The sequence below is a fragment of the Modestobacter lacusdianchii genome, assembly GCF_054177765.1.
Genome location: NZ_JBJJTJ010000006.1, coordinates 20,025 through 40,182, shown reverse-complemented (window position 1 = coordinate 40,182; position 20,158 = coordinate 20,025). Strand labels below are relative to the sequence as shown.

Annotated in this window: 16 protein-coding genes, 1 tRNA gene and 1 pseudogene; 11 read left to right on the top strand and 7 right to left on the bottom strand. The window is 68.8% G+C overall.

The window, feature by feature from the left end; genetic code table 11:
- Positions 1-5: 5 nt before the first annotated feature.
- On the bottom strand, positions 6-1,334 hold the full coding sequence (locus ACJTNH_RS05880; protein ID WP_458173540.1) for a M20/M25/M40 family metallo-hydrolase: 1,329 nt from the start codon (positions 1,332-1,334) through the stop codon (positions 6-8).
- Positions 1,335-1,420: 86 nt separating this feature from the next.
- Between ACJTNH_RS05880 and ACJTNH_RS05875 the strand changes: the two genes are divergently transcribed.
- Positions 1,421-1,508: transfer RNA gene (locus ACJTNH_RS05875), tRNA-Leu, on the top strand.
- 93 nt (positions 1,509-1,601) lie between these two features.
- Here the strand turns inward: ACJTNH_RS05875 and ACJTNH_RS05870 are convergent.
- Positions 1,602-2,810, bottom strand: coding sequence for a tyrosine-type recombinase/integrase (locus tag ACJTNH_RS05870; protein WP_458173538.1), 1,209 nt, complete (start codon positions 2,808-2,810; stop codon positions 1,602-1,604).
- A 306-nt stretch (positions 2,811-3,116) separates the two neighbouring features.
- On the opposite strand from ACJTNH_RS05870, the gene ACJTNH_RS05865 reads away from it, so the two are divergent.
- A complete protein-coding gene (locus tag ACJTNH_RS05865) occupies positions 3,117-3,350 on the top strand; it encodes a helix-turn-helix domain-containing protein (RefSeq protein ID WP_458173536.1) in 234 nt (77 codons plus the stop codon).
- A 227-nt stretch (positions 3,351-3,577) separates the two neighbouring features.
- Here the strand turns inward: ACJTNH_RS05865 and ACJTNH_RS05860 are convergent, their stop codons facing one another.
- Complete coding sequence (locus tag ACJTNH_RS05860; RefSeq protein ID WP_458173534.1) at positions 3,578-4,555, bottom strand: LysR family transcriptional regulator; 978 nt, start codon at positions 4,553-4,555, stop codon at positions 3,578-3,580.
- A gap of 165 nt (positions 4,556-4,720) precedes the next feature.
- Between ACJTNH_RS05860 and ACJTNH_RS05855 the strand changes: the two genes are divergently transcribed.
- From ACJTNH_RS05855 to ACJTNH_RS05845, 3 genes and pseudogenes are all read left to right on the top strand, one after another.
- Positions 4,721-5,128: a hypothetical protein gene (locus ACJTNH_RS05855; protein ID WP_458173532.1), complete on the top strand. Its 408-nt coding sequence runs from the start codon at positions 4,721-4,723 to the stop codon at positions 5,126-5,128.
- A gap of 16 nt (positions 5,129-5,144) precedes the next feature.
- Positions 5,145-6,020, top strand: coding sequence for an alpha/beta fold hydrolase (locus ACJTNH_RS05850; RefSeq protein ID WP_458173530.1), 876 nt, complete (start codon positions 5,145-5,147; stop codon positions 6,018-6,020).
- Positions 5,932-7,547, top strand: a pseudogene (locus ACJTNH_RS05845) (aldehyde dehydrogenase family protein). The gene ACJTNH_RS05850 and the pseudogene ACJTNH_RS05845 overlap by 89 nt, the downstream one beginning before the upstream one ends.
- A 150-nt stretch (positions 7,548-7,697) precedes the next feature.
- Here the strand turns inward: ACJTNH_RS05845 and ACJTNH_RS05840 are convergent.
- Positions 7,698-8,887 (bottom strand): IS3 family transposase gene (locus ACJTNH_RS05840; protein WP_458173528.1). Its coding sequence is split into 2 segments (ribosomal slippage): positions 7,698-8,617 and positions 8,617-8,887, totalling 1,191 coding nucleotides; the frame shifts between segments, so codons are not numbered across the junction.
- Positions 8,888-9,151: 264 nt separating this feature from the next.
- Between ACJTNH_RS05840 and ACJTNH_RS05835 the strand changes: the two genes are divergently transcribed.
- Together ACJTNH_RS05835 and ACJTNH_RS05830 are read left to right on the top strand one after the other, a co-directional pair.
- On the top strand, positions 9,152-10,294 hold the full coding sequence (locus tag ACJTNH_RS05835) for a glutathione-independent formaldehyde dehydrogenase (protein WP_458173526.1): 1,143 nt from the start codon (positions 9,152-9,154) through the stop codon (positions 10,292-10,294).
- A gap of 666 nt (positions 10,295-10,960) precedes the next feature.
- A protein-coding gene (locus ACJTNH_RS05830; RefSeq protein WP_458173524.1) for an IS3 family transposase occupies positions 10,961-12,240 on the top strand; the annotation gives its coding sequence in 2 pieces (ribosomal slippage) (positions 10,961-11,249 and positions 11,249-12,240; 1,281 coding nt in all).
- A 402-nt stretch (positions 12,241-12,642) separates the two neighbouring features.
- On the opposite strand, the gene ACJTNH_RS05825 is transcribed toward ACJTNH_RS05830, so the two are convergent.
- The gene (locus tag ACJTNH_RS05825; RefSeq protein WP_458173522.1) at positions 12,643-12,951 is read right to left on the bottom strand and encodes a putative quinol monooxygenase; all 309 of its coding nucleotides are present in this window, start codon (positions 12,949-12,951) and stop codon (positions 12,643-12,645) included.
- Between the two features lie 347 nt (positions 12,952-13,298).
- Positions 13,299-14,147, bottom strand: a complete 849-nt coding sequence (locus ACJTNH_RS05820) for an aldo/keto reductase (protein ID WP_458173520.1) — start codon at positions 14,145-14,147, stop codon at positions 13,299-13,301.
- A gap of 424 nt (positions 14,148-14,571) precedes the next feature.
- On the opposite strand from ACJTNH_RS05820, the gene ACJTNH_RS05815 reads away from it, so the two are divergent.
- A complete protein-coding gene (locus ACJTNH_RS05815; protein ID WP_458173518.1) occupies positions 14,572-15,795 on the top strand; it encodes an acetyl-CoA C-acetyltransferase in 1,224 nt (407 codons plus the stop codon).
- A gap of 42 nt (positions 15,796-15,837) precedes the next feature.
- Here ACJTNH_RS05815 and ACJTNH_RS05810 read toward each other — a convergent pair whose 3' ends face one another.
- Positions 15,838-16,770 (bottom strand): IclR family transcriptional regulator domain-containing protein, encoded by a 933-nt coding sequence (locus ACJTNH_RS05810; RefSeq protein WP_458173516.1) that lies wholly within the window; start codon positions 16,768-16,770, stop codon positions 15,838-15,840.
- A gap of 45 nt (positions 16,771-16,815) precedes the next feature.
- On the opposite strand from ACJTNH_RS05810, the gene ACJTNH_RS05805 reads away from it, so the two are divergent.
- The 3 genes from ACJTNH_RS05805 (at position 16,816) to ACJTNH_RS05795 (ending at position 20,093) form a co-directional block, all read left to right on the top strand.
- Positions 16,816-17,385 carry a flavin reductase family protein gene (locus ACJTNH_RS05805; protein ID WP_458173514.1) on the top strand — a complete coding sequence of 190 codons (570 nt, stop codon included), beginning with the start codon at positions 16,816-16,818 and terminating at the stop codon, positions 17,383-17,385.
- 91 nt (positions 17,386-17,476) lie between these two features.
- The gene (locus ACJTNH_RS05800) at positions 17,477-19,072 is read left to right on the top strand and encodes a 4-hydroxyphenylacetate 3-hydroxylase family protein (protein WP_458173512.1); all 1,596 of its coding nucleotides are present in this window, start codon (positions 17,477-17,479) and stop codon (positions 19,070-19,072) included.
- Positions 19,073-19,196: 124 nt separating this feature from the next.
- Complete coding sequence (locus ACJTNH_RS05795; protein ID WP_458173510.1) at positions 19,197-20,093, top strand: dioxygenase family protein; 897 nt, start codon at positions 19,197-19,199, stop codon at positions 20,091-20,093.
- The last annotated feature ends 65 nt before the right edge of the window (positions 20,094-20,158 follow it).

Genomic DNA, 20,158 nt, shown 5'->3' with positions numbered 1-20,158 from the left:
TCACATCACGCCTGCCGGAGGAACCGGTCGAGCACCCGGATGCCGAACTGCATCGAGTCGACCGAGATGCGCTCGTCGATGCCGTGGAACAGCGAGGCGAAGTCCAGCTCGGCGGGCAGCTTGAGCGGGGAGAAGCCGAAGCAGCGCATGCCCAGGGTCTCGAAGCTCTTGGCGTCGGTGCCGCCGCTCATGGTGAACGGGACGGCGCGGGCGCCCGGGTCCTCGGCGGTGAGCGCCTGGACCATGAGGTCGACCGACGGGCCGTCGAAGGTGGTCTCCACGGCCTGGTCGTAGGTGATCCACTCGCGGGTGACGCCCTCGCCGATCAGCTCGTCCAGCTGCTTCTCGAACTCCGCCTCCTGCCCGTACAGGAAGCGGCCGTCGACGGTGGCGCTGGCGCTGCCGGGGATGACGTTGGTCTTGTAGCCGGCGTCGAGCATCGTGGGGTTGGCGGTGTTGCGCAGCGCGGCGCCGATCATCCGGCTGATGCTGCCCAGCCGGGCCAGCGCCTGGTCCGGGTCGTCGGGGTCGATCTCGATGCCGTAGGCGTCGCCGACCTCGGCGAGGAACTGCTTCATGGGCGGGGTGACCACGGTGGGCATCCGGCTGGAGCCGATCCGGCTGACGGCCTGGGCCAGCCGGGTGACGGCGTTGTCGTCGTGCACGAACGAGCCGTGGCCGGGCCGGCCCTGCGCGGTCAGCTTCATCCAGGCCAGCCCCTTCTCGGCGGTCTGGACCAGGTACAGGCGCAGGTCGTCGCGGACGGTGATGCTGAAGCCGCCGACCTCGCTGATCGCCTCGGTGCAGCCCTCGAACAGGTCGGCGTGGTGGTCGACCATGAAGTGCGCGCCCTTGCGGCCGCCGGCCTCCTCGTCGGCGACGAAGGCCAGCACGATGTCGCGGTCGGGCTTCACCCCGGTGCGGGCCCAGTCGCGCACCAGCGCCAGGGTCATCGCGTCCATGTCCTTCATGTCGACGGCGCCGCGGCCCCACACGTAGCCGTCGCGCTGCTCGCCGCTGAACGGGTGCACGCTCCACTCGGCCGGGTCGGCCGGGACGACGTCCAGGTGGCCGTGCACCAGCAGGGCGGGGCGGTCGCGGTTCGTGCCCTCGATCCGGGCGACCAGGTTGGCCCGGCCCGGCTCGGACTCGTGGACGACGCTGCTGATGCCCACCTCGTCGAGCTTGGCGGCGACCCACTCGGCGGCCTTCCGCTCCCCCGCGCTGGTGGCGGAGTCACCGGTGTTGGTGGTGTCGATCCGGATCAGCTCGGACAGCAGGTCCGCGACCTCGGACTGGGCACCGGCCAGGGGCGTGGGGGTGGGCTGCGACATGCCGTCGATGGTGCCACCGGCCCCTGTCCCGGGCCCGGGGTGGCCTCGGTTATGCTCGTCCAGGCGCTCCGCGGAGTGCCCACCTTGTCCGGGTGGCGGAATGGCAGACGCGCTAGCTTGAGGTGCTAGTGCCCTTTATCGGGCGTGGGGGTTCAAGTCCCCCCTCGGACACCACATCGCCCCGGCGTTCCTGCAGGTCAGGGGGCCGGGGCGTTACCGTTCGAACCCCACTTCGTGGCCCGTGATACCCCGGTGATACTTCGGACCTCATTCGGGGTCATCGAGGAGCGCCGCGAACCGGTCGGCGGCCTGCCGGCCCATGCCTGGGTGCACGTGCTGGTAGACGCCGAGGGTGATCGTGGCGTTGGCGTGCCCTAGCCGCTCGGACACGACCTTGACGGGCTCGCCGTCGGCCAGGAGGAGGGTCGCGTGGGTGTGCCGGAGGTCATGCAGCCGGATCCGGGGAAGCTTGTCCTCTCCGAAGGCGCGGCGGGCGCGGGTGACATGGCTATTGAACCGCCGCGAGAACCGCTCGGGGTGCCGGTATGCGCCGTCGAGACCACCCAGCACCAGGGCGCTGTCGCGGACGAGCTCCGCTGAGATGTTCGACCGGCGGCTCTTGTACGAGCGCAGCTCTTGGACTGTGCCGGCGTCCAGGTCGACGACGCGCGACTGGCCAGTCTTGGTGGGGCCTTCCACGAGCTCCTCTCCCCTGTCCTTCGTCCTGACCAACCCCACGCTGCGCCGGACCGCCACGCGCATGACGTCGAGGTCGACATCCCTCCACCGGAGCGCGAGGGCCTCACCGCGACGCATGCCGGTAAATCCGAGGACCCGCCACGCCATCGCCGCGTCGGAGTCGAACGACTCGCTCCACGTCAGGAATCGCGCCAGCTCGACGGCCGTCCACGCGAGCATCTCCGGTGGGCGAGCCTGCGAGGGTGTGGGTGGGCTGCACCGGTCTGTCGGGTTAACGGCGAGGTGCCCGTGCTTGACGGCGTCGCTGAGGGCGGAACGGAGAATGGTGAAGATGTAACGGACCGTCCGTGCGGACAGTCCGCCCTTGCCGTCCGCCCGGCCGGATGATTCGAGCTTCCGCATCCAGGTGTCGATCGACATCGCGGTCAAGCGGTCAAGGGGAGTCCGGCCGATGTACTTGTCGACGTGGAGTCGGATGTTCTTTTCGTAGCTCGACTTCGTCGACGGCGCCAACCGCTGAGCGCCGATCCACTCGTGCAGGTATGCAGCCAACGTCTCCTTCGACAGGTCGACCCACTCACCGGTCTCGACCTTCCGCACCTCGGTCCGCAGGGCGGCGGCAGCCTCGCGTCGGGTGGCGAATCCTCTCTTCAGCACCACCTTGGTCGAGCCGTCCGGTCGGATGGCGTTGTACTTGATGAGGAACCTGGTGCCAGTCGACGTCTGGTACTCGCTGATCCCACCCTCACCTGCTTGCCGCCTCTTCGTCCTCGCCACGGTGTTCCTCGCCTACTTCCTTTGGCCCGACAGGCCGTTGTCCGCCACGGGCTCATGCAAGGCCCTGGAGCTCGGCAGCAGGGGCGGAAGCCGCAAGCTGTGGACGGCGTGGGCTACCCACAGGAAGAGGTGGCGGCCAGCGCGGGTGCGTGACAGGAACCGGCCAACCCTCGAGCCCCAGCGCGGCGTCCGCCGGGCAGCCGTCATCAGGGGGGCTTCGGCGGCACCTAAACGAGCAACCAACTCGGTTGCCTCGAAGCACCCAGGTCGAGGCGGTGATTGGACGGCACCGGCGAGAGGACGGCCATGTCGATGGACCTGGATGATTTGGTGAACAGCAGCTCGGCAGTAGTGACCGTCGCCCAGGCCGCAGAACTCCTGGGGGTGGACGTGCGCACGGTCTCGCGAGCGATGAACAACGGCGACCTACCCGCTCTCCGCGTCGGACGTCGCCTGCTAATCCCGCGACTGCTACTCATGGCACACCTCGGGGTGGGGACTGCCGGGCCGTCTGCATCAGGAGGCGCTCTCGCCTCCTGATTGCCGATGACTTTGCTGTCGGTCAGAACGCCAAGAAGCGTGTTGCGGTCTCCTCCAACAATCAATGGTGAAGTAAGTGAGTTGCTGTCGGATCAAAACCCAGGACCTGGGGGTTTGTGGTCCGTTGAATTCGGCACGGATTTCGGTCAGCAGTCTTCGTGAGCGACCAGCACATTGGCCGGACGCATCGAACATGAGTCCAGTAGCTCACAAACGGGGGTTCGTGGTCATACAGCGTCGCCCTGCACCAGCGACAGTGCCGGTGCAGAGACGAGCCCTGGTGCAGGTGGGGCCAGGGCACCGGGGACGAGGTCGAGGGCGGCGAGCATGCGAGCGGTCTCGATGAAGTCGTTGACCGGTGGGGCGTCCATGTCGTTGCGCCAGGCGATGGCCAGGGTGGAGGGCGGCAGGCCGTCGACCGGGATGAAGGTCAGTCCCGGGCGGTCGTAGAACCGTTGGGTTGAGGCCTGGGTGAATGCGACCCCGCGGCCGGCCAGGATGGCTTCGAAGCATTCGTCGACGCTGCCGACGTCGGCGCCGAGCTTGACGGGATGGGAGCCCCGACTGTCGGTGGCGAGCCAAGAATCCCGCCAGTACTCCGGGGCACGTCGCCCGACGAAGGCCTCGCTCGCGACCTCCTCCACGCTGACCCGCGGCCGGCCAGCCAGCTCCGAGGCCGTGGAGGTGACCAGCAGGCGGGGCTCGATGAACAGGGTCTCGATGTTCAGCCAGTCGTGCACCAGCAACGGAGGCCGGACGAAGGCGACGTCGACGCTGCCGTTGACCAACCCGACGTAGGGGTCGGCGAAGTCGTGGGAACGCATCTCGACCTGCACACGCGGGTGCCGGGTCTGGAAAGCGGTAAGGATCTTGGGGGTCAGCTCGGCGGCGGCGTTGCCCTGGAACCCGACGACCAACGTGCCGTGGACCCCGCGCGCGGCTTCCCGGGTCGTTGCGACCAGCCGATCGGCACCGGTGAGAAGACGGTGGGCTTCATTCAGCAGCACCTTGCCGACCACCGTCAGCTCGACGTGCCGGCTGGTGCGCTCGAACAGACGGGCCCCAAGGGAGTGCTCGAGCTTGCGGATCTGGACGCTCAAGGAGGGCTGAGAAATGTGCAGCCGGGTGGCGGCTTTCCCGAAGTGCAACTCCTCGGCCACGGCGACGAAGTACCGGAGCGAACGCAGCTCAGGGGTATCCGGCACCACCTGGAGCTAGGCCCTGGCCTGCGCGAACACCAATAGACGGTGCCTATAGGTCCGTAGGAAGCAGGTATTGGACGTGTGGGGCGCGCCACCGTCTGATGACGACGACCGCCACGGGGACAGCCCCGGCCGGCCAATCCTGTTCATCTCAGAGAGGACTCAACGATGAGTGCGCCCACCCGCGCCCCGTCGGCCGAAGCATGGGCCACGGCCTTCACCGACGCCAGCAACAACGACCCCGAGATCCAGGCGCACGGCAAGTACTTCACCTGCTCCTACCTCCTGGACGCCACCGACCGCAGCTACGTGATCCAGGTCGAGTCCGGGAAGGTCACCCACGTCACCGTGGACCCCGGCCCGCTGGACGTGGCCTACCAGTTCGCGATCCGGGCCTCGGCGCAGACCTGGCGGGAGTTCGGCGAGGAGACCCCCGCCGCGATGTTCCACGGGATCTGGGCCGCCAGCTTCCAGCGCGACATGAAGCTCGAGGGCGACATCCTGGTCCTCATGCAGAACCTGCGCTGCATCACCCGCCAAGTCGAACTCCTGCGCGTCGTCGGCTCCCCGGTCTGAGGAAGGAACAACCACCATGAGCAACAGCAAGATTTCGCCGGTCACCGGCCACTACGTGACCGTGGACGTCGACGGCCTGGAGTACAAGGTCTTCTACCTGGAGAACGGGACCGGCCAGCCGATCCTGTGCCAGCACACCGCCGGCTGCCACAACCACCAGTGGCGCGGCCTGCTCGAGGACGAGGAGATCACCGCCAACTACCGCGTGATCGCCTACGACCTGCCCCGCCACGGCAAGTCCGACCCGCCGGAGAACACCGAGTGGTGGAAGGAGGAGTACCAGCTCTCCATTGACCACTACTCCAACTTCATCGTCGCCCTGGCCGACGCCCTCGAGCTGGAAAACCCCATCTTCATGGGCTCCTCCTTCGGCGGGAACGTGGCCCTGCAGCTGGCGCTGCGCCGACCCGACCGGTTCGCCGGCGTCCTGAGCGTCGAGGGCGCCGACTACTCCCCCGGCTCTTACCTGGACTGGTGGCAGCACCCGCACGCCAACGCCGCCCAGGTCTGCGCCAGCGGCACCTGGGACCTAATGGCACCCCAGTCCCCCGAGGCCGACCGGTGGAAGACCTGGTTCTACTACACCCAGGGCTCCGAGGCCTTCAAGGGCGACCTGCACTTCTACTCCGTCGACCACGACCTGCGCGGCAAGCTCGGGGACATCGACGGCGAGAAGTGCCCGGTGGTCATGATGACCGGCGAGTACGACTACCTCACCACCCCCGAGGACAGCGAGCGCACCGCCAACGCCATCACCAACGGCTCCTTCATCTACATGCCCGCGATCGGGCACTTCCCGATGAGTGAGAACCACGCGGTGTTCCGCACCTACCTCATCCAGGCACTGCAGCTGCTGCAGGACAAGCACGAGAAGCAGGCCGTCTCGGCCTGACTTACCACCGCAGGTGGCCGACCCGCCGAGGGTCGGCCACCTGCAGTGTCGTCATGCCCGGCAGTTCACCGAAGGGACCTCAGTGCAGCCCACCTCGACCCCCATCCGCGTCGCCGGCGCCCAGGCCTGGGGATCGCAGACCCAACCGGTCAACCGCCCCGACGGGGGTGACCCCGCCGGGCACGTGACTGTCGCCGACCCCAAGCACGTCGAAACCGCCGTCGCGGCTGCCCGCCAGGTCGCCGCTGAGTTCGCTGGGCTGCCCGCACACCGCCGCGCCGACGCCCTCGCCCGCGTCTCCCGCCGGCTCACCGAGTCCCGCGAGGAGCTCGCCGCGGTCATCGTCGCCGAAGGCGGCAAACCCATCCGCTGGGCCCGCGCCGAAGTCGACCGCGCCGCCGCAACGTTCCGCCTGGCCGGCGAGGAAGCCCGCCGCTGGGTCGGTGACCTGCAGCGCCTGGACACAGATCCCTCCGGCGAAGGCCGCGTCGCCCTCAACCGGCGGGTCAGCCGAGGCCCCGTCCTGGGCATCACTCCGTTCAACTTCCCGCTCAACCTGGTCGCCCACAAGGTCGCCCCCGCCCTGGCCGTGGGCGCACCCATCGTGCTCAAGCCCGCACCGGCCACCCCGCTGTCAGCGCTGTTCCTAGGCGACCTTCTCGCCGAGACCGACCTCCCGGCAGGCTCCTGGTCAATCCTCACCGTGCCCAACCACCGCATGGACCCACTCGTGGCCGACCCGCGACTACCGGTCGTGTCCTTCACCGGGTCGGGACCCGTCGGCTGGGGCATCCGCGACCGTGTGCCCCGCAAGCACGTCACCCTCGAGCTCGGAGGCAACGCCGCAGTCGTCATCTGCGCCGACTGGAACACCCCCGCCGACCTGCAGCGCGCCGCGGCACGCATCGCAGCGTTCGGGGTCGGCCAAGCCGGCCAGTCCTGCATCTCGGTGCAACGAGTCATCGCGGACCGCAGCGTCTTCGACCAGCTGCGCGATCTCGTCGTCGCCGAAGTCCAAGCCCAGGTGCTGGGTGACCCCGAGGCGGAAGACACGACCCTGGGCCCGATGATCGACGAACGGGCCGCCCAGCGTGCCCACGCCTGGATCACCGAGGCCCTAGACGGCGGGCCCGCACACTCACCGGCGGCGGCCGCAACCACGCCCGCCTTGAACCCACCGTGCTGGTCGACGTGCCCCCCGGCGCCCGCGTCGACCGCGACAAAGTTCTCGCCCCAGTGCTGTCCCTGCGCGCCGTTGACGGACTCGATGAGGCCTTCGCCGCCGTCAACGACTCCGACTTCGGACTCCAGGTCGGGGTCTTCACCCACGACATCGCCACCGCGTTCCGCGCCCACCGTGACCTCGAGGTCGGCGGCGTCATCGTGGGGGACGTCCCCAGCTACCGGGCCGACCAGATGCCCTACGGCGGCACCAAGGGGTCAGGCATTGGACGTGAGGGAGTCCGATACGCGATGGACGATCTCACCTACGACCGGTCCCTCGTCCTCACCGGCGTGCACCTCTAGCAGACAAGCAATTTCGGACCAGGTATTGGGCCGGATCCTGTAGGACCGAATACCGGGGTTTGTGGACTACGCCGCCCGACCGTTTGCTCAACGGGACGACTACTGGAGTTGACCCGCTTCGGTGGACACGTCGTTGATGCGGTCTGAGGTTCAGGCCGCGGTGCTGACAGTGTGCGCGGCCTCGAAGGCGGCCGGCGATGTCTGGCCGAGGGCGGAGTGCCGCCGGCGGGGGTTGTAGAAGGTCTCGAGGTAGTCGAAGACGGCGAGCTTGGCCTCGCGGCGGGTCGCGAACCGGCCGCCGGGCTGGCGGTCGAACAGCTCGCACTCCAGCGTCGCGAACAAGCTCTCGGCCAGCGCGTTGTCGAAGCAGTCCGCGACCGACCCCATGCTGGCCAGGGCGCCGTGCCGGCGCAGCTCACGCTCCAGGGCGTGCGAGCTGTACTCCCCGCCGCGGTCGCTGTGATGGATGACGCCGGGCACCCGGCCGCCGCGGCGGTGCACCGCCATCGTGACCGCGTCGACGACCAGGTCGGTCTTGCGGTGCGAGGCCATCGACCAGCCGATGATCATCCGGCTGAACACATCGGTGACGCAGGCCAGGTACAGCCAGCCCTGAACCGTGGGCACGTAGGTCACGTCGGCCACCCACAGCTGGTTCGGGGCGCTCGTGACGAACTTCCGGTCGACCCGGTCCGGTGCGGCCTCCGCCCGCGGGTCGGCACGGGTGATGCCGAAGGGTCGTTTGCGCCGGTGACAGCCCTCGAGCTGCGCTTCGCGCATCAGCCGGGCGACGCGTTTGCGCCCGACGCGCAGGCCGGCGGCGGCGAGTTCGGCGTGGATCCGCGGCGCCCCGTAGACCTGCCGGTTGTCGTCGTAGGCGGTGCGGATCTGCTCGGTGAGCACCGCGTCGGCGACCGCCCGCGCCGAGGGCGGACGGGAGGCCCAGGCGTAGAAACCCGACCGGCTGACCTTCAGCAGCCGGCACAGCGCGGCGACGTCGTAGCAGGCCTTCTCCTGGTCGATGAAGGCGAACCGCGTCACCTCGTCGACTCCGTCGCGAAGAAGGCCGCCGCTTTTTTCAAGATCTCCCGCTCGGTCTTGAGCTTGGCGTTCTCCCGCCGCAGCCTCGTGAGCTCGGCCCGCTCCTCAGCGGTCAGCGGCAGCAGCCCGCTCGAGTCCGGCTCGCCTCGTTCGGCGCGGTCGGCCTTGACCCAGTTGCCCAGCGTCGTGTCGTTGATCGACAGGTCACGAGCGACCTCAGCCACCGTCTTCCCGGTCGCTCTCACCAACTCCACGGCCTGCTCCCGGAACTCCGGGGAGTACTTGCTCGGTCGGCCCATCAGGACCCCTTCCTCGGGCGATGCGCCCAAGCTCAGGGTGTCCACCGAAGCGGGTCAACTCCACTACATCGTCGTCGGCCTTCGCTGGGTTGACTCGGGGCCAACTGGCGTTGCGTCCAGATCCATGAGCAGTAGGACAGTGGTGAGTACCGCTCACGATGGTTGAGCCCCCTTGAGCTGGGGCAGTCCGATGGTGCACCACATGCGCTGGGGGCGATGTTTCCAAGTACCCCCGCGCTCATGCACTAGTTTTTGGAGGACACCATGCGCGCACTCGTTTACAATGGCCCCCGCGACGTTGCGGTCGAACAGGTCCCCGACGCCACGGTGGAGCAGCCCACGGACGCGGTCATCAGGATCACCGCGACCAACATCTGCGGCTCCGACCTGCACATGTACGAGGGCCGGACCGACCTCGAGACCGGCATGGTCATCGGCCACGAGAACCTCGGCGAGGTCGTCGAGGTCGGCTCGGGCGTCACCAAGCTGAGCATCGGCGACCGCGTCGTGCTGCCGTTCAACATAGGATGCGGGTTCTGCGAGAACTGCGAGCAGGGCCGCACCGGCTTCTGCCTCACCGTGAACCCCGGCGTGGCCGGCGGCGCGTACGGCTTCGCCGGCATGGGCGGCTACGCCGGTGGCCAGGCCGAGTACCTGCGGGTGCCCTTCGCCGACTTCAACGCCCTCCAGCTCCCCGAGGACAGCGTAGAGAAGGAGAACGACTACGTCATGCTCGCCGACATCTTCCCCACCGGCTGGCACGGCACCCGGCTCGCGAAAGTCGCTCCCGGCGACTCGGTTACCGTCTACGGCGGCGGCCCGGTCGGGCTGATGGCCGGCTACTCGGCGGTGCTGCAGGGCGCCAGCGAGGTCTACGTGATCGACCACCTGGCCGAGCGGCTCGCGCTGGCCGAGGAGTTCGGCGCGATCGGCATCGACTCGAGCAAGGGCGACCCGATCGAGCAGATCAAGGACGCCACCAAGGGCCGCGGCACCGACCGTGGCGTGGAGGCGATCGGCTACCAGGCGCACGACAGCCAGGGCGTCGAGCAGCCCAACATGACCATGAACGGCCTGGTCGAGGTCGTGAAGGCCACCGGCACCATCGGCGTCGTCGGCCTGTTCCTGCCCGAGGACCCGGGCGCATCCGACGAGCTCGCCAAGAAGGGCCAGCTGGCCTTCGACTACGGCAAGTTCTGGTTCAAGGGCCAGACGATCGGCAACGGCCAGGCCAACGTGAAGAACTACAACCGCGCACTGGCCCGGCTCATCCACCAGGGCAAGGCCCAGCCCTCGAAGCTGGTCAGCCACAATCTGGGTCTGGACGAGGCGCCCGAGGCGTACCGGCACTTCGACGCCCGCGACCAGGGCTGGACGAAGGTCGTCCTCAACCCCACCAGGGGCTGAGACCGCCGACCGGGCGTCGGGTCGAACAAGGACCCGACGCCTGGTTGCCACCCGCCAGTGTGAGCCGATGGAGCTCATCCGCCACTCCTGGTGGGTACGGCTGGCTAGCAAGCCGCCGAGGTCCAGAGCCCCCCGGCGGTTGCGCAAAGTCGTGTCAACTGACACCTGAGCGCTTGGTGGTCGCCAGACTGTGCCGCGAATGCACGCCCACCAGGGCGATACTGGCGGGGGCGCAGTCAGCAGCACGGCGTCGCCGGGGTGGACTCCGCCGCGGCGGGCGGCGCCGTACTCGATCGTCAGAGCGGCGGGCAGGGTCGCCGCACCGGCCGATGCCAGGGTCTCAAGGGACGGCGCACGAGGGGCACCTGATCTTCCTCGCGGTGTTCCCGGCCGGGTTCGTCTACCGGACCCCTATCGCCTGACTCAGTGACTGTCCCGGGACCACCGGTCCTGCCCCGCCAGTGTCACTTCGGAAAGACATCCGCTAGAGCTGGTCCGGGTCCCGTACGAGAGGTGTGACCAGGGGTAGCTGCGATCGCCGCAGCCCCAGGAGTGCCTGAGGCCTGGCCAGCAATCGCAACCACATGGCCCCTCAGCTCGATCGCTCAGCAAGCGTGAACCGCCCCGGCATGTCCGGAGACTTCATCGCTTGGGAAGGATGGAGTCATGGCAGGAAGTTCGACCACGAGGTACTCCGCTGAGTTGCGTGAGCGGGCGGTGCGGATGGTCGCCGAAGTCAGGGGCGATCACGGCTCGGACTGGGCGGCGATGGGCCGGGTCGCCGAGCTGCTGGGCATCGGCACGGCGGAGACGGTGCGCAAGTGGTGCCGCCAGGCCGAGATCGACGGCGGGCAGCGGCCCGGGGTGAGCAGCGAGGAATCGGCTGAGGTGAAGCGGTTGAAGCGGGAGAACGCCGAGCTCAAGCGCGCTAACGCCATCTTGAAGGCGGCGTCGACTTTCTTCGCGGCCGAACTCGACCGGCCATCTCGCTGATCGTGGAGTTCATCGACACCCACGTCGGTGAGCGACCCGAGGGTCTGCGTTGGGGTGTCGAGACGATCTGCGCCCAGCTCACCGAGCTGGGCGCGAAGATCGCCCCCGCGACCTACTACGAACACCGCGCCCGGACCCCGTCCAAGCGGCAGTTGCAGGATGAGACGCTGCGGGCCGAGATCGCCCGGGTGCACGCAGCCAACTACGGCGTCTACGGCGCCCGGAAGGTGTGGCTGGCCCTCAATCGCGAACGCCCCGCCGGCGCCCCACCGATCGCCCGATGCACCGTGGAGCGGCTGATGGGCGAGCTGCAGCTCACCGGGGCGGTGCGCGGCAAGGTCAAGCGCACCACCATCGCTGACCCCGCCGCCCCGCGGGCAGCTGACCTGGTCGGGCGGCAGTTCGGGCCGCTGGCACCCGACCGGCTATGGGTAGCCGACTTCACCTACGTGTCGACCTGGGCCGGCTGGGTGTACGTCGCGTTCGTGGTCGACGCCTACGCCCGCCGGATCATCGGCTGGCGCTCAGCGACCACGATGACCGCCCAGCTCGTGCTGGACGCCCTCGACCACGCCGTCTGGACCCGGGCGCGGGAATGCCGCGACGTCAGCGGGGTCATCGCCCACCATGATCACGGCAGTCAATACACGTCGATCGCCTACAGCGAACGGCTCGCCGCCGACGGCATCCGACCCTCGATGGGCGTGGTCGGATCGTCCTACGACAACGCCCTGGCCGAGACGATCAACGGCCTCTACAAGACCGAACTGATCAAGGCCCACGGACCCTGGCGCAGCGTCGACCAGGTCGAAGTCGCCACCGCCGAATGGGTCGACTGGTTCAACCACCGACGGCTTTACCAGTACTGCGGCGACATGCCCCCGGCCCAGATGGAGGACGCTCACTACGCTCAACAACCGACCCTGACGACCGCCGGGGTCACAGACAGATGAGTCTCCGGACATGCCGGGGCGGTTCAAGCGTTCCTCGTCATGACTGCGAGGGCATTCACTAGCCTTGGGGCACCTGTGGTGGTGCGTCCGCCCTCCACAGGCAGAACCACGCCCCTGGCGAAGCCTGCTGGTGGCGGGAACCGAGATGCGACCATGGCGGCGACCTCGGCCAGGTGCCCAGCGGAGCGGATGCAGCTGCGTCGTCTCCGTGGTCGACGTCCGGATGCTGAGCTCGGCGCTGCTCAGAACCCGCAGTCGTGATCGACGCGGTAGGAGTGAAGACTTCGGTTCTTGCCTTCGCGGTCGCCCATGGCAGCGCGCCGCGGTGGGACGTTGTCGGCAGGCGCTGAGACATCCGCGAGCCGCCCGCGGCGGGCGAACCCACCGCGGGCGCCGCCTGTTCTATGCGGGCTGCTTCTCGGCGACGACGTCGAGCTGCTCGATCACGGGTGCCTCGAAGAGCACACCCGTGTTCTCGCCGAGCGCCTGTGCTACCGCACCCGACAGGTGCGCCTGGCGCCCTTCGTCGTCGGGGAAGGCGTCGAAGATCCCGAACGAGGAGGGTCCGAACTGGATGCCGAACCACCTGACGGTCGCGGGTTCCCCCTCGACTATCGACAGCCCCTGGTTCAAGAAAGCGCGGACGTCGTCCTCCCTGCCAGGTAGCGCCTCAAGGCGCACCAGAAGGGCTTTGCTGACTTGTGTCGCCATCTCGGGTTTCTCCTTCGGTGGTTCGCGTTGTCACGATGACCGGAACGCCGCTAGGGCGGAGGATGGACCAACATTCGGGCCGACTTCTCTTGTCCAGCGTGCCGGTCCATTCGACACTGTCATGCCGATCCCCACGGCGTCCATCTGGGGATTCGTCGATGTCGGCGAGGACGCTCGCTCCAGTGACCATCTGCCACCGTGACGACCGTCTCTGCAGGTGGCCCTGGTCTCGAGCTGGTGGTTGGGAGAGCCGAGTCGACGGCCTCAACCGCCGAGGCCTCAACCTCCGAGGCCTCAACCTCGGAGGCCTCAACCTCCGAGGCCTCAATGACTGGAACTGGCAGCCATCAGAGCATCTCGAGCGGCACCTTGCTCGATGGCGGTGGGAACATCCGGTCGAGTTCTTCCAACTCTGCGGTGCTGAAGCTGATCTCCATGGCGGCGCGGTTCTCCGTCACCCGCGCGGGAGAGGAGGCTTTCACGACAGCGAACACCTGGGGGAGTCGCAGCACCCAGGCGAGGGCCAGCTGGGCCGCAGTCGCCCCCTTGGCGCTGGCCATGTCGCGGACCGCGGGGTTCCCGAGCAGCCGACCATGATCGACCGGGGAGTAGGCCATCAGGGGCACGCCGGCCTGGCGGCATCTCGGGAGGAGGTCGTACTCGAGTCCGCGGCGGTTGAGGTTGTAGAGCACCTGATCGGTCTGCACGCGCTCCCCGCCCGGCACCGAGGCCACCTCGTCGAGGTCTCTGACGTCGAAGTTGCTGACACCCCAACCCCTGATCAACCCGGCCTGCACCAGGTCCTCGAACCCGGCCACGGTCTCGGCAAGCGGCACTCGCCCGCGCCAGTGCAGCAGGTACATGTCGAGGTGATCGGTGCCCAATCGCCGCAAGCTGGCCTGGCATGCCTCCACTGTCCCTCGTCGGGTGGCGTGGCTGGGTAGCACCTTGCCGACGAGGTAGACACTGTCCCGCCGCCCCGCGATGGCCTTGCCGACGAGTTCCTCGGCGGCGCCGTCGCCGTACATCTCGGCGGTGTCGATCAGCGTCAAGCCGCAGTCCATGCCCGTGCGCAATGCGGCCACCTCGGTGGCCCGCGTGGCGGACTGCTCACCCATGTACCAAGTGCCCAGGCCCAGTGCCGGGACTGATGCCCCATCGGGCAGGGTCACGGTGCGGATGGTGGGTGCGCTCATGGTGCAGCTCCTCGGGGTGGGGGGCAGCGGAAGACACAAGGGTCCGAACAATCCTCGACGGTCCCCGTGTCTGGAGCTGTCTGCGGCCGCATGTGAAACCGTATGTGCCGAGCGATCCACGCTCGGGCCGTGGTCGCACGTCGGACCCCAGGAGCGTGACGAGGCCCCGAATGTTCGTCTTCAACGCCTCGTGTATCGGGTAACCATAGATGCGGAAGCAATCAGACCCCGGGCGGCACAAAGCAGTAGGCGCCGGTTTCGGACCACGTTGTGAGCCAAATTTCGTAGGAACGCATACGGGGGTTAAAGGATCGCGGCAGCACGCTGATGGTGGTCAGCGGACACGCTTGGGCCGGGCCAACCTTGGGCTGCAGACCCCGGCTGACCGCAGCCACACAACAGCCGTAGCGCACCATCTCCGGTCATGAGTCTCGACGACGTCGTCATCTGCTCTCCGCTGCGCACCCCGGTCGGCCGGTTCGGCGGCGTCTTCGCCGGGCTGACCGCCGCCTCGCTCGCGGCCACCGTGCTGCGCGAGCTCGCCGCGCGCAACGGCCTGGGCGAGGGCGACGTGGACGACGTCGTCCTCGGGCAGTGCTACCCCAACGGCGAGGCGCCGGCGATCGGCCGCATCGCGGCGCTGGACGCGGGGCTGGGCACCGGTGTCCCCGGGCTGCAGGTCGACCGGCGCTGCGGCTCGGGGCTGCAGGCGGTGCTTTACGCCTGCATGCAGGTGGCCACCGGCGCGGCGACGACCGTGGTGGCCGGCGGCGTGGAGTCGATGAGCCAGGTGGAGCACTACGCGCTGGGCCTGCGCACCGGCGTCCGGGGCGACGGCACGATGCTGCACGACCGGCTGGCCCGGGCCCGGGAGACCGCCGGCGGCATCCACCACCCGGTGCCCGGCGGCATGCTGAAGACCGCGGAGAACGTCCGCCGTGACCACGACGTGGACCGGCTGTCGCAGGACGCGTGGGCGCTGCGCTCCCAGCAGCGGGCGGGTGCGGCGATCGCCGAGGGCCGGTTCGCCGACGAGGTGGTCGGCGTCGAGGTGCCCGGCACCCGGAAGGCGCCGGCCCGCACGGTCACCGAGGACGAGCACCCCCGGCCGGGGACGACGATGGAGGACCTGGCCGCGCTGCGCCCGGTCATGGCCCGGGTCGACCCCGCGGCCACGGTGACCGCCGGCAACGCGTCGGGGCAGAACGACGGCGCCGCGATGTGCCTGGTCACCACCCGCGCCGAGGCCGACCGCCGCGGCTGGGACCCGTTCCTGACCCTCCGTGGCTGGGCCGTGGCCGGGGTGGCGCCGGAGACGATGGGCATCGGCCCGGTGCCCGCCGTCGCCGCCGCGCTGGCCCGCACGGGCCTGACGCTGGCCGACATGGACCTGATCGAGCTCAACGAGGCCTTCGCCAGCCAGGTGCTGGCGTGCCTGGCGGCCTGGGACCTCACCGACGCCGACCGGGAGCGGGTGAACGTCAACGGGTCGGGCATCTCGCTGGGCCACCCGGTCGGCGCCACCGGGGCCCGGATCCTCGCCACGATGGCCCACGAGCTGCGCCGGCGGGAGGGCCGCTACGCGCTGGAGACGATGTGCATTGGCGGCGGCCAGGGCCTGGCCGCGGTGTTCGAGCGGGTCAGCTGACTGGGGGCGATGCGGTCGAGCGAATCCTGGTCGCGGCCCGGATCAGTAGAAGCCCTCGTAAGCGGTCGGCCGAGTTTGAGCTGGCCCGAAGCCAAGCTCGCTGCTGATCCGGCTCGCGGTCTCCAAGAGGAGTGGGATGACCTCGCGCTGGAGCTCGTCAGGGTTCGAGCGCCCCGTCGAGGTCGATGTGGCCAGCGCGGCCACGACCGTGCCGCTGCGGTCACGCACGGGGGCAGATGCTGAGAGCAGACCGGGCTCCAGTTCTTCGCTCACGATGGACCACCCCTGCTCCCGGACCAGGTGCAGCGCGTCCCGGATGGCGATGCCGTCGGTGATCGTGTTCGCCGTGAGCGCTACTGGAGGTCGCCGGGTGAGTACGTCGTCGACCACTGCCGCTGGGGCCCAGGCGAGCAGCACCCGGCCCATCGACGTCGCGTGCGCCGGGATCCGCGTGCCGATCTGGACGTTGATGCTCATGATCCGCCGCACGGGCACCCGGGCGACGTAGACCACTTCGGCGTCGTCCAGGACCGCCAACGACGCGGATTCCCCCGTGCGCTCGGCCAGCTGGAGCAGGTGGGGCTGTGCGACGCCGATGAGCGCGTGGGACTCGGTGTAGTGCTGCCCGATCAACAGGACGCGAGGGGTGAGGGAGAACCGACCGCCGTGGGCTCGCACGTAGCCCAGCCGCTCGAGGGTGATCAGGAACCGGCGGACCGCCGGGCGGGAGAAGCCGGTCAGCTGGGCGAGCTCGGCCAGGGTGGGGTCGGGGTGCTCCCCGTCGATGGCCAACAGCAGCGCCAGGCCGCGGTCCAGCGACTGGACGTAGTCGCGGTCCGATCCCGCTGCGCCCGTCGTTTCGGTCGCCTGTTCGTCTGGGTCCTTCGCCGCCATGCCCTCAGTCTTTCCCACGTGTTGAGCAGCAAGTGCTTGACGACCGCCGTGACCGGCGGCACACTCCCCTTCACGACGCACTGCGTGCAATATGTACGCACAGCGTTCGGAGGAAGGGACGGTGCAATGGAGCCCAGAGTCGTCCGGAACGCGTTCGGCAAGTTCGCCACCGGGGTCACCGTCGTGACGTGCGCCAAGGACGACGGCGTCCCGCACGGGGCCACCGTGAACGCCTTCACGGCGGTGTCCCTAAATCCGGCGCTGTGCCAGGTGACGCTGACCCGCCAGTCGAAGGCATGCGCCTACCTGGAGGGCGCCCCGTTCGCGGTCAACGTTTTGTCCGCCGACCAGGTCGACGTGGCCTGGCACTTCGCCGGCCGACCGGCCGACCCCGCACCCGAATGGGCGCAGGGGCCGACGAGCCCGGTGCTGCTCGGCAACGCGGCCACCATCTCCTGCCAGCCGTGGCGCACCTACGACGGCGGCGACCACCTCATCGTCATCGGCGAGGTCACCGACATCGACGTCAGCGACCGGGATCCGCTGCTGTTCTTCGGCGGCAAGTTCCGCGAGCTAGGCCAGCCCCGCCCCAGCGCGCACTGGGGCGCCTCCCTCGACTCTCCCGAGAGTGGCTGGTTCGACGCGGCCACCACCTTCACCGCCCTCCCGGCGCACCGCGACCGAGTCGCCTCCTGATCTGCCAGCCACAACGGCTGGCCATCGAGAACGAGCACCACCCCACCGGAAGATCGAACACCCGTCTCCACCGACGAAGAAGGGTTCCCTCGTGACGCTGCAGGAAGACCGCCCGATCGCCCCGACCACGGGCGCCATCGATCTCGACAAGCCCACCGCCACCCGCCCAATGACCGGTGACGAATACATCGAGAGCCTCAAGGACGACCGCGAGGTCTGGATCTACGGCGAGCGGGTCAAGGACGTCACCACCCACCCCGCGTTCCGCAACCCGGTGCGGATGACCGCCCGGCTCTACGACGCCCTGCACGACCCGACGCAAAACCAGAAGCTCACCGTCCCCACCGACACCGGCAACGGTGGGGTCACCCACCCCTTCTTCCGCAGCCCGCACTCGGTGGAGGACCTGCTCGCCGACCGCGACGCCATCGAGGGCTGGGCCCGGATGAGCTACGGCTGGATGGGCCGCAGCCCCGACTACAAGGCCAGCTTCCTCGGCACCCTGGGCGCCAACAGCGAGTTCTACGCACCCTTCGAGGACAACGCGAAGCGCTGGTACAAGGAGTCCCAGGAGAAGGTCCTCTACTGGAACCACGCCATCATCAACCCCCCGGTGGACCGCAACATGTCCCCCGACGAGGTCGGCGACGTGTTCATGCGCGTCGAGCGCGAGACCGACGCCGGCCTGATCGTCTCCGGCGCCAAGGTCGTCGCCACCGGCTCGGCCATCACCAACTACAACTTCATCGCCCACTACGGACTCCCCATCAAAAAGAAGGAGTTCGCCGTCATCTGCACGGTGCCGATGGACGCACCGGGCGTGAAGCTGATCTGCCGCACCTCCTACACCCAGCAGGCCGCCGTCATGGGCAGCCCCTTCGACTACCCGCTGTCCTCCCGCATGGACGAGAACGACACGATCTTCGTCTTCGACAAGGTCCTCGTCCCCTGGGAGAACGTCTTCCTCTACGGCGACGTCGAGAAGATCAACGGCTTCTTCCCCGTGTCCGGATTCATCCCCCGGTTCACCTTCCACGGCTGCATCCGCCTCGCCACGAAGATCGACTTCATCGCCGGGCTGCTGCTCAAGGCCCTGGAGATCACCGGCAGCAAGGACTTCCGCGGCGTGCAGACCCGGGTCGGTGAGGTCATCGGCTGGCGCAACACCTTCTACGCCCTCGCCGACGCCATGGCCCGCAACCCCGACGGCTGGGAGAACGGCGCCCTGCTGCCCAAGCTGGACTACGGCCTGACCTACCGCATGCTCATGATCCAGGCCTACCCCCGGATCAAGGAGATCATCGAGTCCGACGTCGCCAGCGGGCTGATCTACCTCAACTCCCACTCGATGGACTTCAAGACCCCCGAAGTTCGGCCCTACCTGGACAAGTACGTCCGCGGCTCCAACGGCTACGACGCCGTCGACCGGGTCAAGGTCATGAAGGCCCTCTGGGACGCGGTGGGCAGCGAGTTCGGTGGCCGCCACGAGCTGTACGAGCGCAACTACTCGGGCAACCACGAGAACGTCAAAGCCGAGCTGCTGTTCGCCGCCGAGGCCCAGGGCACCACCGGGGCGATGAAGGGCCTGGCCGAGGCATGCCTCAACGAGTACGACCTGGACGGCTGGACCGTGCCCGACCTCATCGGCAACGACGACGTCTCCTACTTCAGGAACCGTCGCAACTGAGATCTGACCGGACCACCCCGCTGGTGCCGGCGACCGCCTCAGGGCGGTCGCCGGCATCAGTGGGACATCAGCGCCACCGACACCGGGTGACCTTCATCCACCACTCCCGACTGGAGCCAGCACCATGACCACCACCGACAACGCCGTCGAGCAGTCGGCCATCGACCACAGCGCCGCCGCCACCTCCCCCACCGCCGCGGACTCCGGCGCCTCGGCCAGCGCGTCCTTCCGCTCCACCAGCCAGTACTCCGGCGCCGGCGCCGTCAGCGACACCGCCCGGGTCGACACCCTGGCCCGGGCACTGCTGGGCGCAGTGCACCAGGTCATCAGCGAGCACGAGGTCACCTACCCGGAGTTCCAGGCCGCCAAGAAGTGGCTGATGGACGTCGGCGACGGCGGGGAGTGGCCGCTGTTCCTCGACGTGTTCGTCGAGCACGCCGTCGAGGAGGTCGCCGCCCGCACCCAGACCGGCACCAAGGGCACCATCCTGGGCCCCTACTACCTCCCCGAGCAGGTGCAGCTGACCTCCCCGGCCACGCTGCCGGCCCGCCCCGATGAGAAGGGCACCCCGCTGTTGTTCCGCGGGCAGGTCACCGGCACCGACGGCTCGCCGGTGCCTCACGCCGTCCTGGACATCTGGCAGGCCGACGAGAAGGGCTACTACTCCGGCTTCGCCCCCGACATCCCCTCCGGCAACCTGCGCGGCGTGGTCACCACCGACGACCAGGGCCGCTTCGAGATCACCACCATCCAGCCCGCTCCTTACCAGGTGCCCACCGACGGCCCGACCGGAGCGCTCATCTCCGCCGCCGGCTGGCACCCCTGGCGCCCGGCCCACCTGCACCTGCTCGTCAGCGCCGAGGGCCACCGCACGGTGACCACGCAGCTGTACTTCGCCGGTGGGGAGTACCTGGACTCCGACGTCGCCGAGGCCACCAAGCCCGAGCTGATCCTGGACCCCACCGACGCCGGGAACGGCACCCGTGAGGTCACCTACGACTTCGTGCTCGAGCGCAACTGACCCTGTTACACCCGCGGGCACCCGGCCATGCGGCCGGGTGCCCGCACCAGCGCTGAGGAGACCAC

Coding starts and splice junctions, on each gene's coding strand:
- ACJTNH_RS05880 (WP_458173540.1), bottom strand. CDS start 1,334: ATGTCGCAGCCCACCCCCACGCCCCTGGCCGGTGCCCAGTCCGAGGTC.
- ACJTNH_RS05815 (WP_458173518.1), top strand. CDS start 14,572: ATGAGTCTCGACGACGTCGTCATCTGCTCTCCGCTGCGCACCCCGGTC.
- ACJTNH_RS05855 (WP_458173532.1), top strand. CDS start 4,721: ATGAGTGCGCCCACCCGCGCCCCGTCGGCCGAAGCATGGGCCACGGCC.
- ACJTNH_RS05805 (WP_458173514.1), top strand. CDS start 16,816: ATGGAGCCCAGAGTCGTCCGGAACGCGTTCGGCAAGTTCGCCACCGGG.
- ACJTNH_RS05825 (WP_458173522.1), bottom strand. CDS start 12,951: ATGGCGACACAAGTCAGCAAAGCCCTTCTGGTGCGCCTTGAGGCGCTA.
- ACJTNH_RS05820 (WP_458173520.1), bottom strand. CDS start 14,147: ATGAGCGCACCCACCATCCGCACCGTGACCCTGCCCGATGGGGCATCA.
- ACJTNH_RS05835 (WP_458173526.1), top strand. CDS start 9,152: ATGCGCGCACTCGTTTACAATGGCCCCCGCGACGTTGCGGTCGAACAG.
- ACJTNH_RS05865 (WP_458173536.1), top strand. CDS start 3,117: ATGTCGATGGACCTGGATGATTTGGTGAACAGCAGCTCGGCAGTAGTG.
- ACJTNH_RS05850 (WP_458173530.1), top strand. CDS start 5,145: ATGAGCAACAGCAAGATTTCGCCGGTCACCGGCCACTACGTGACCGTG.
- ACJTNH_RS05795 (WP_458173510.1), top strand. CDS start 19,197: ATGACCACCACCGACAACGCCGTCGAGCAGTCGGCCATCGACCACAGC.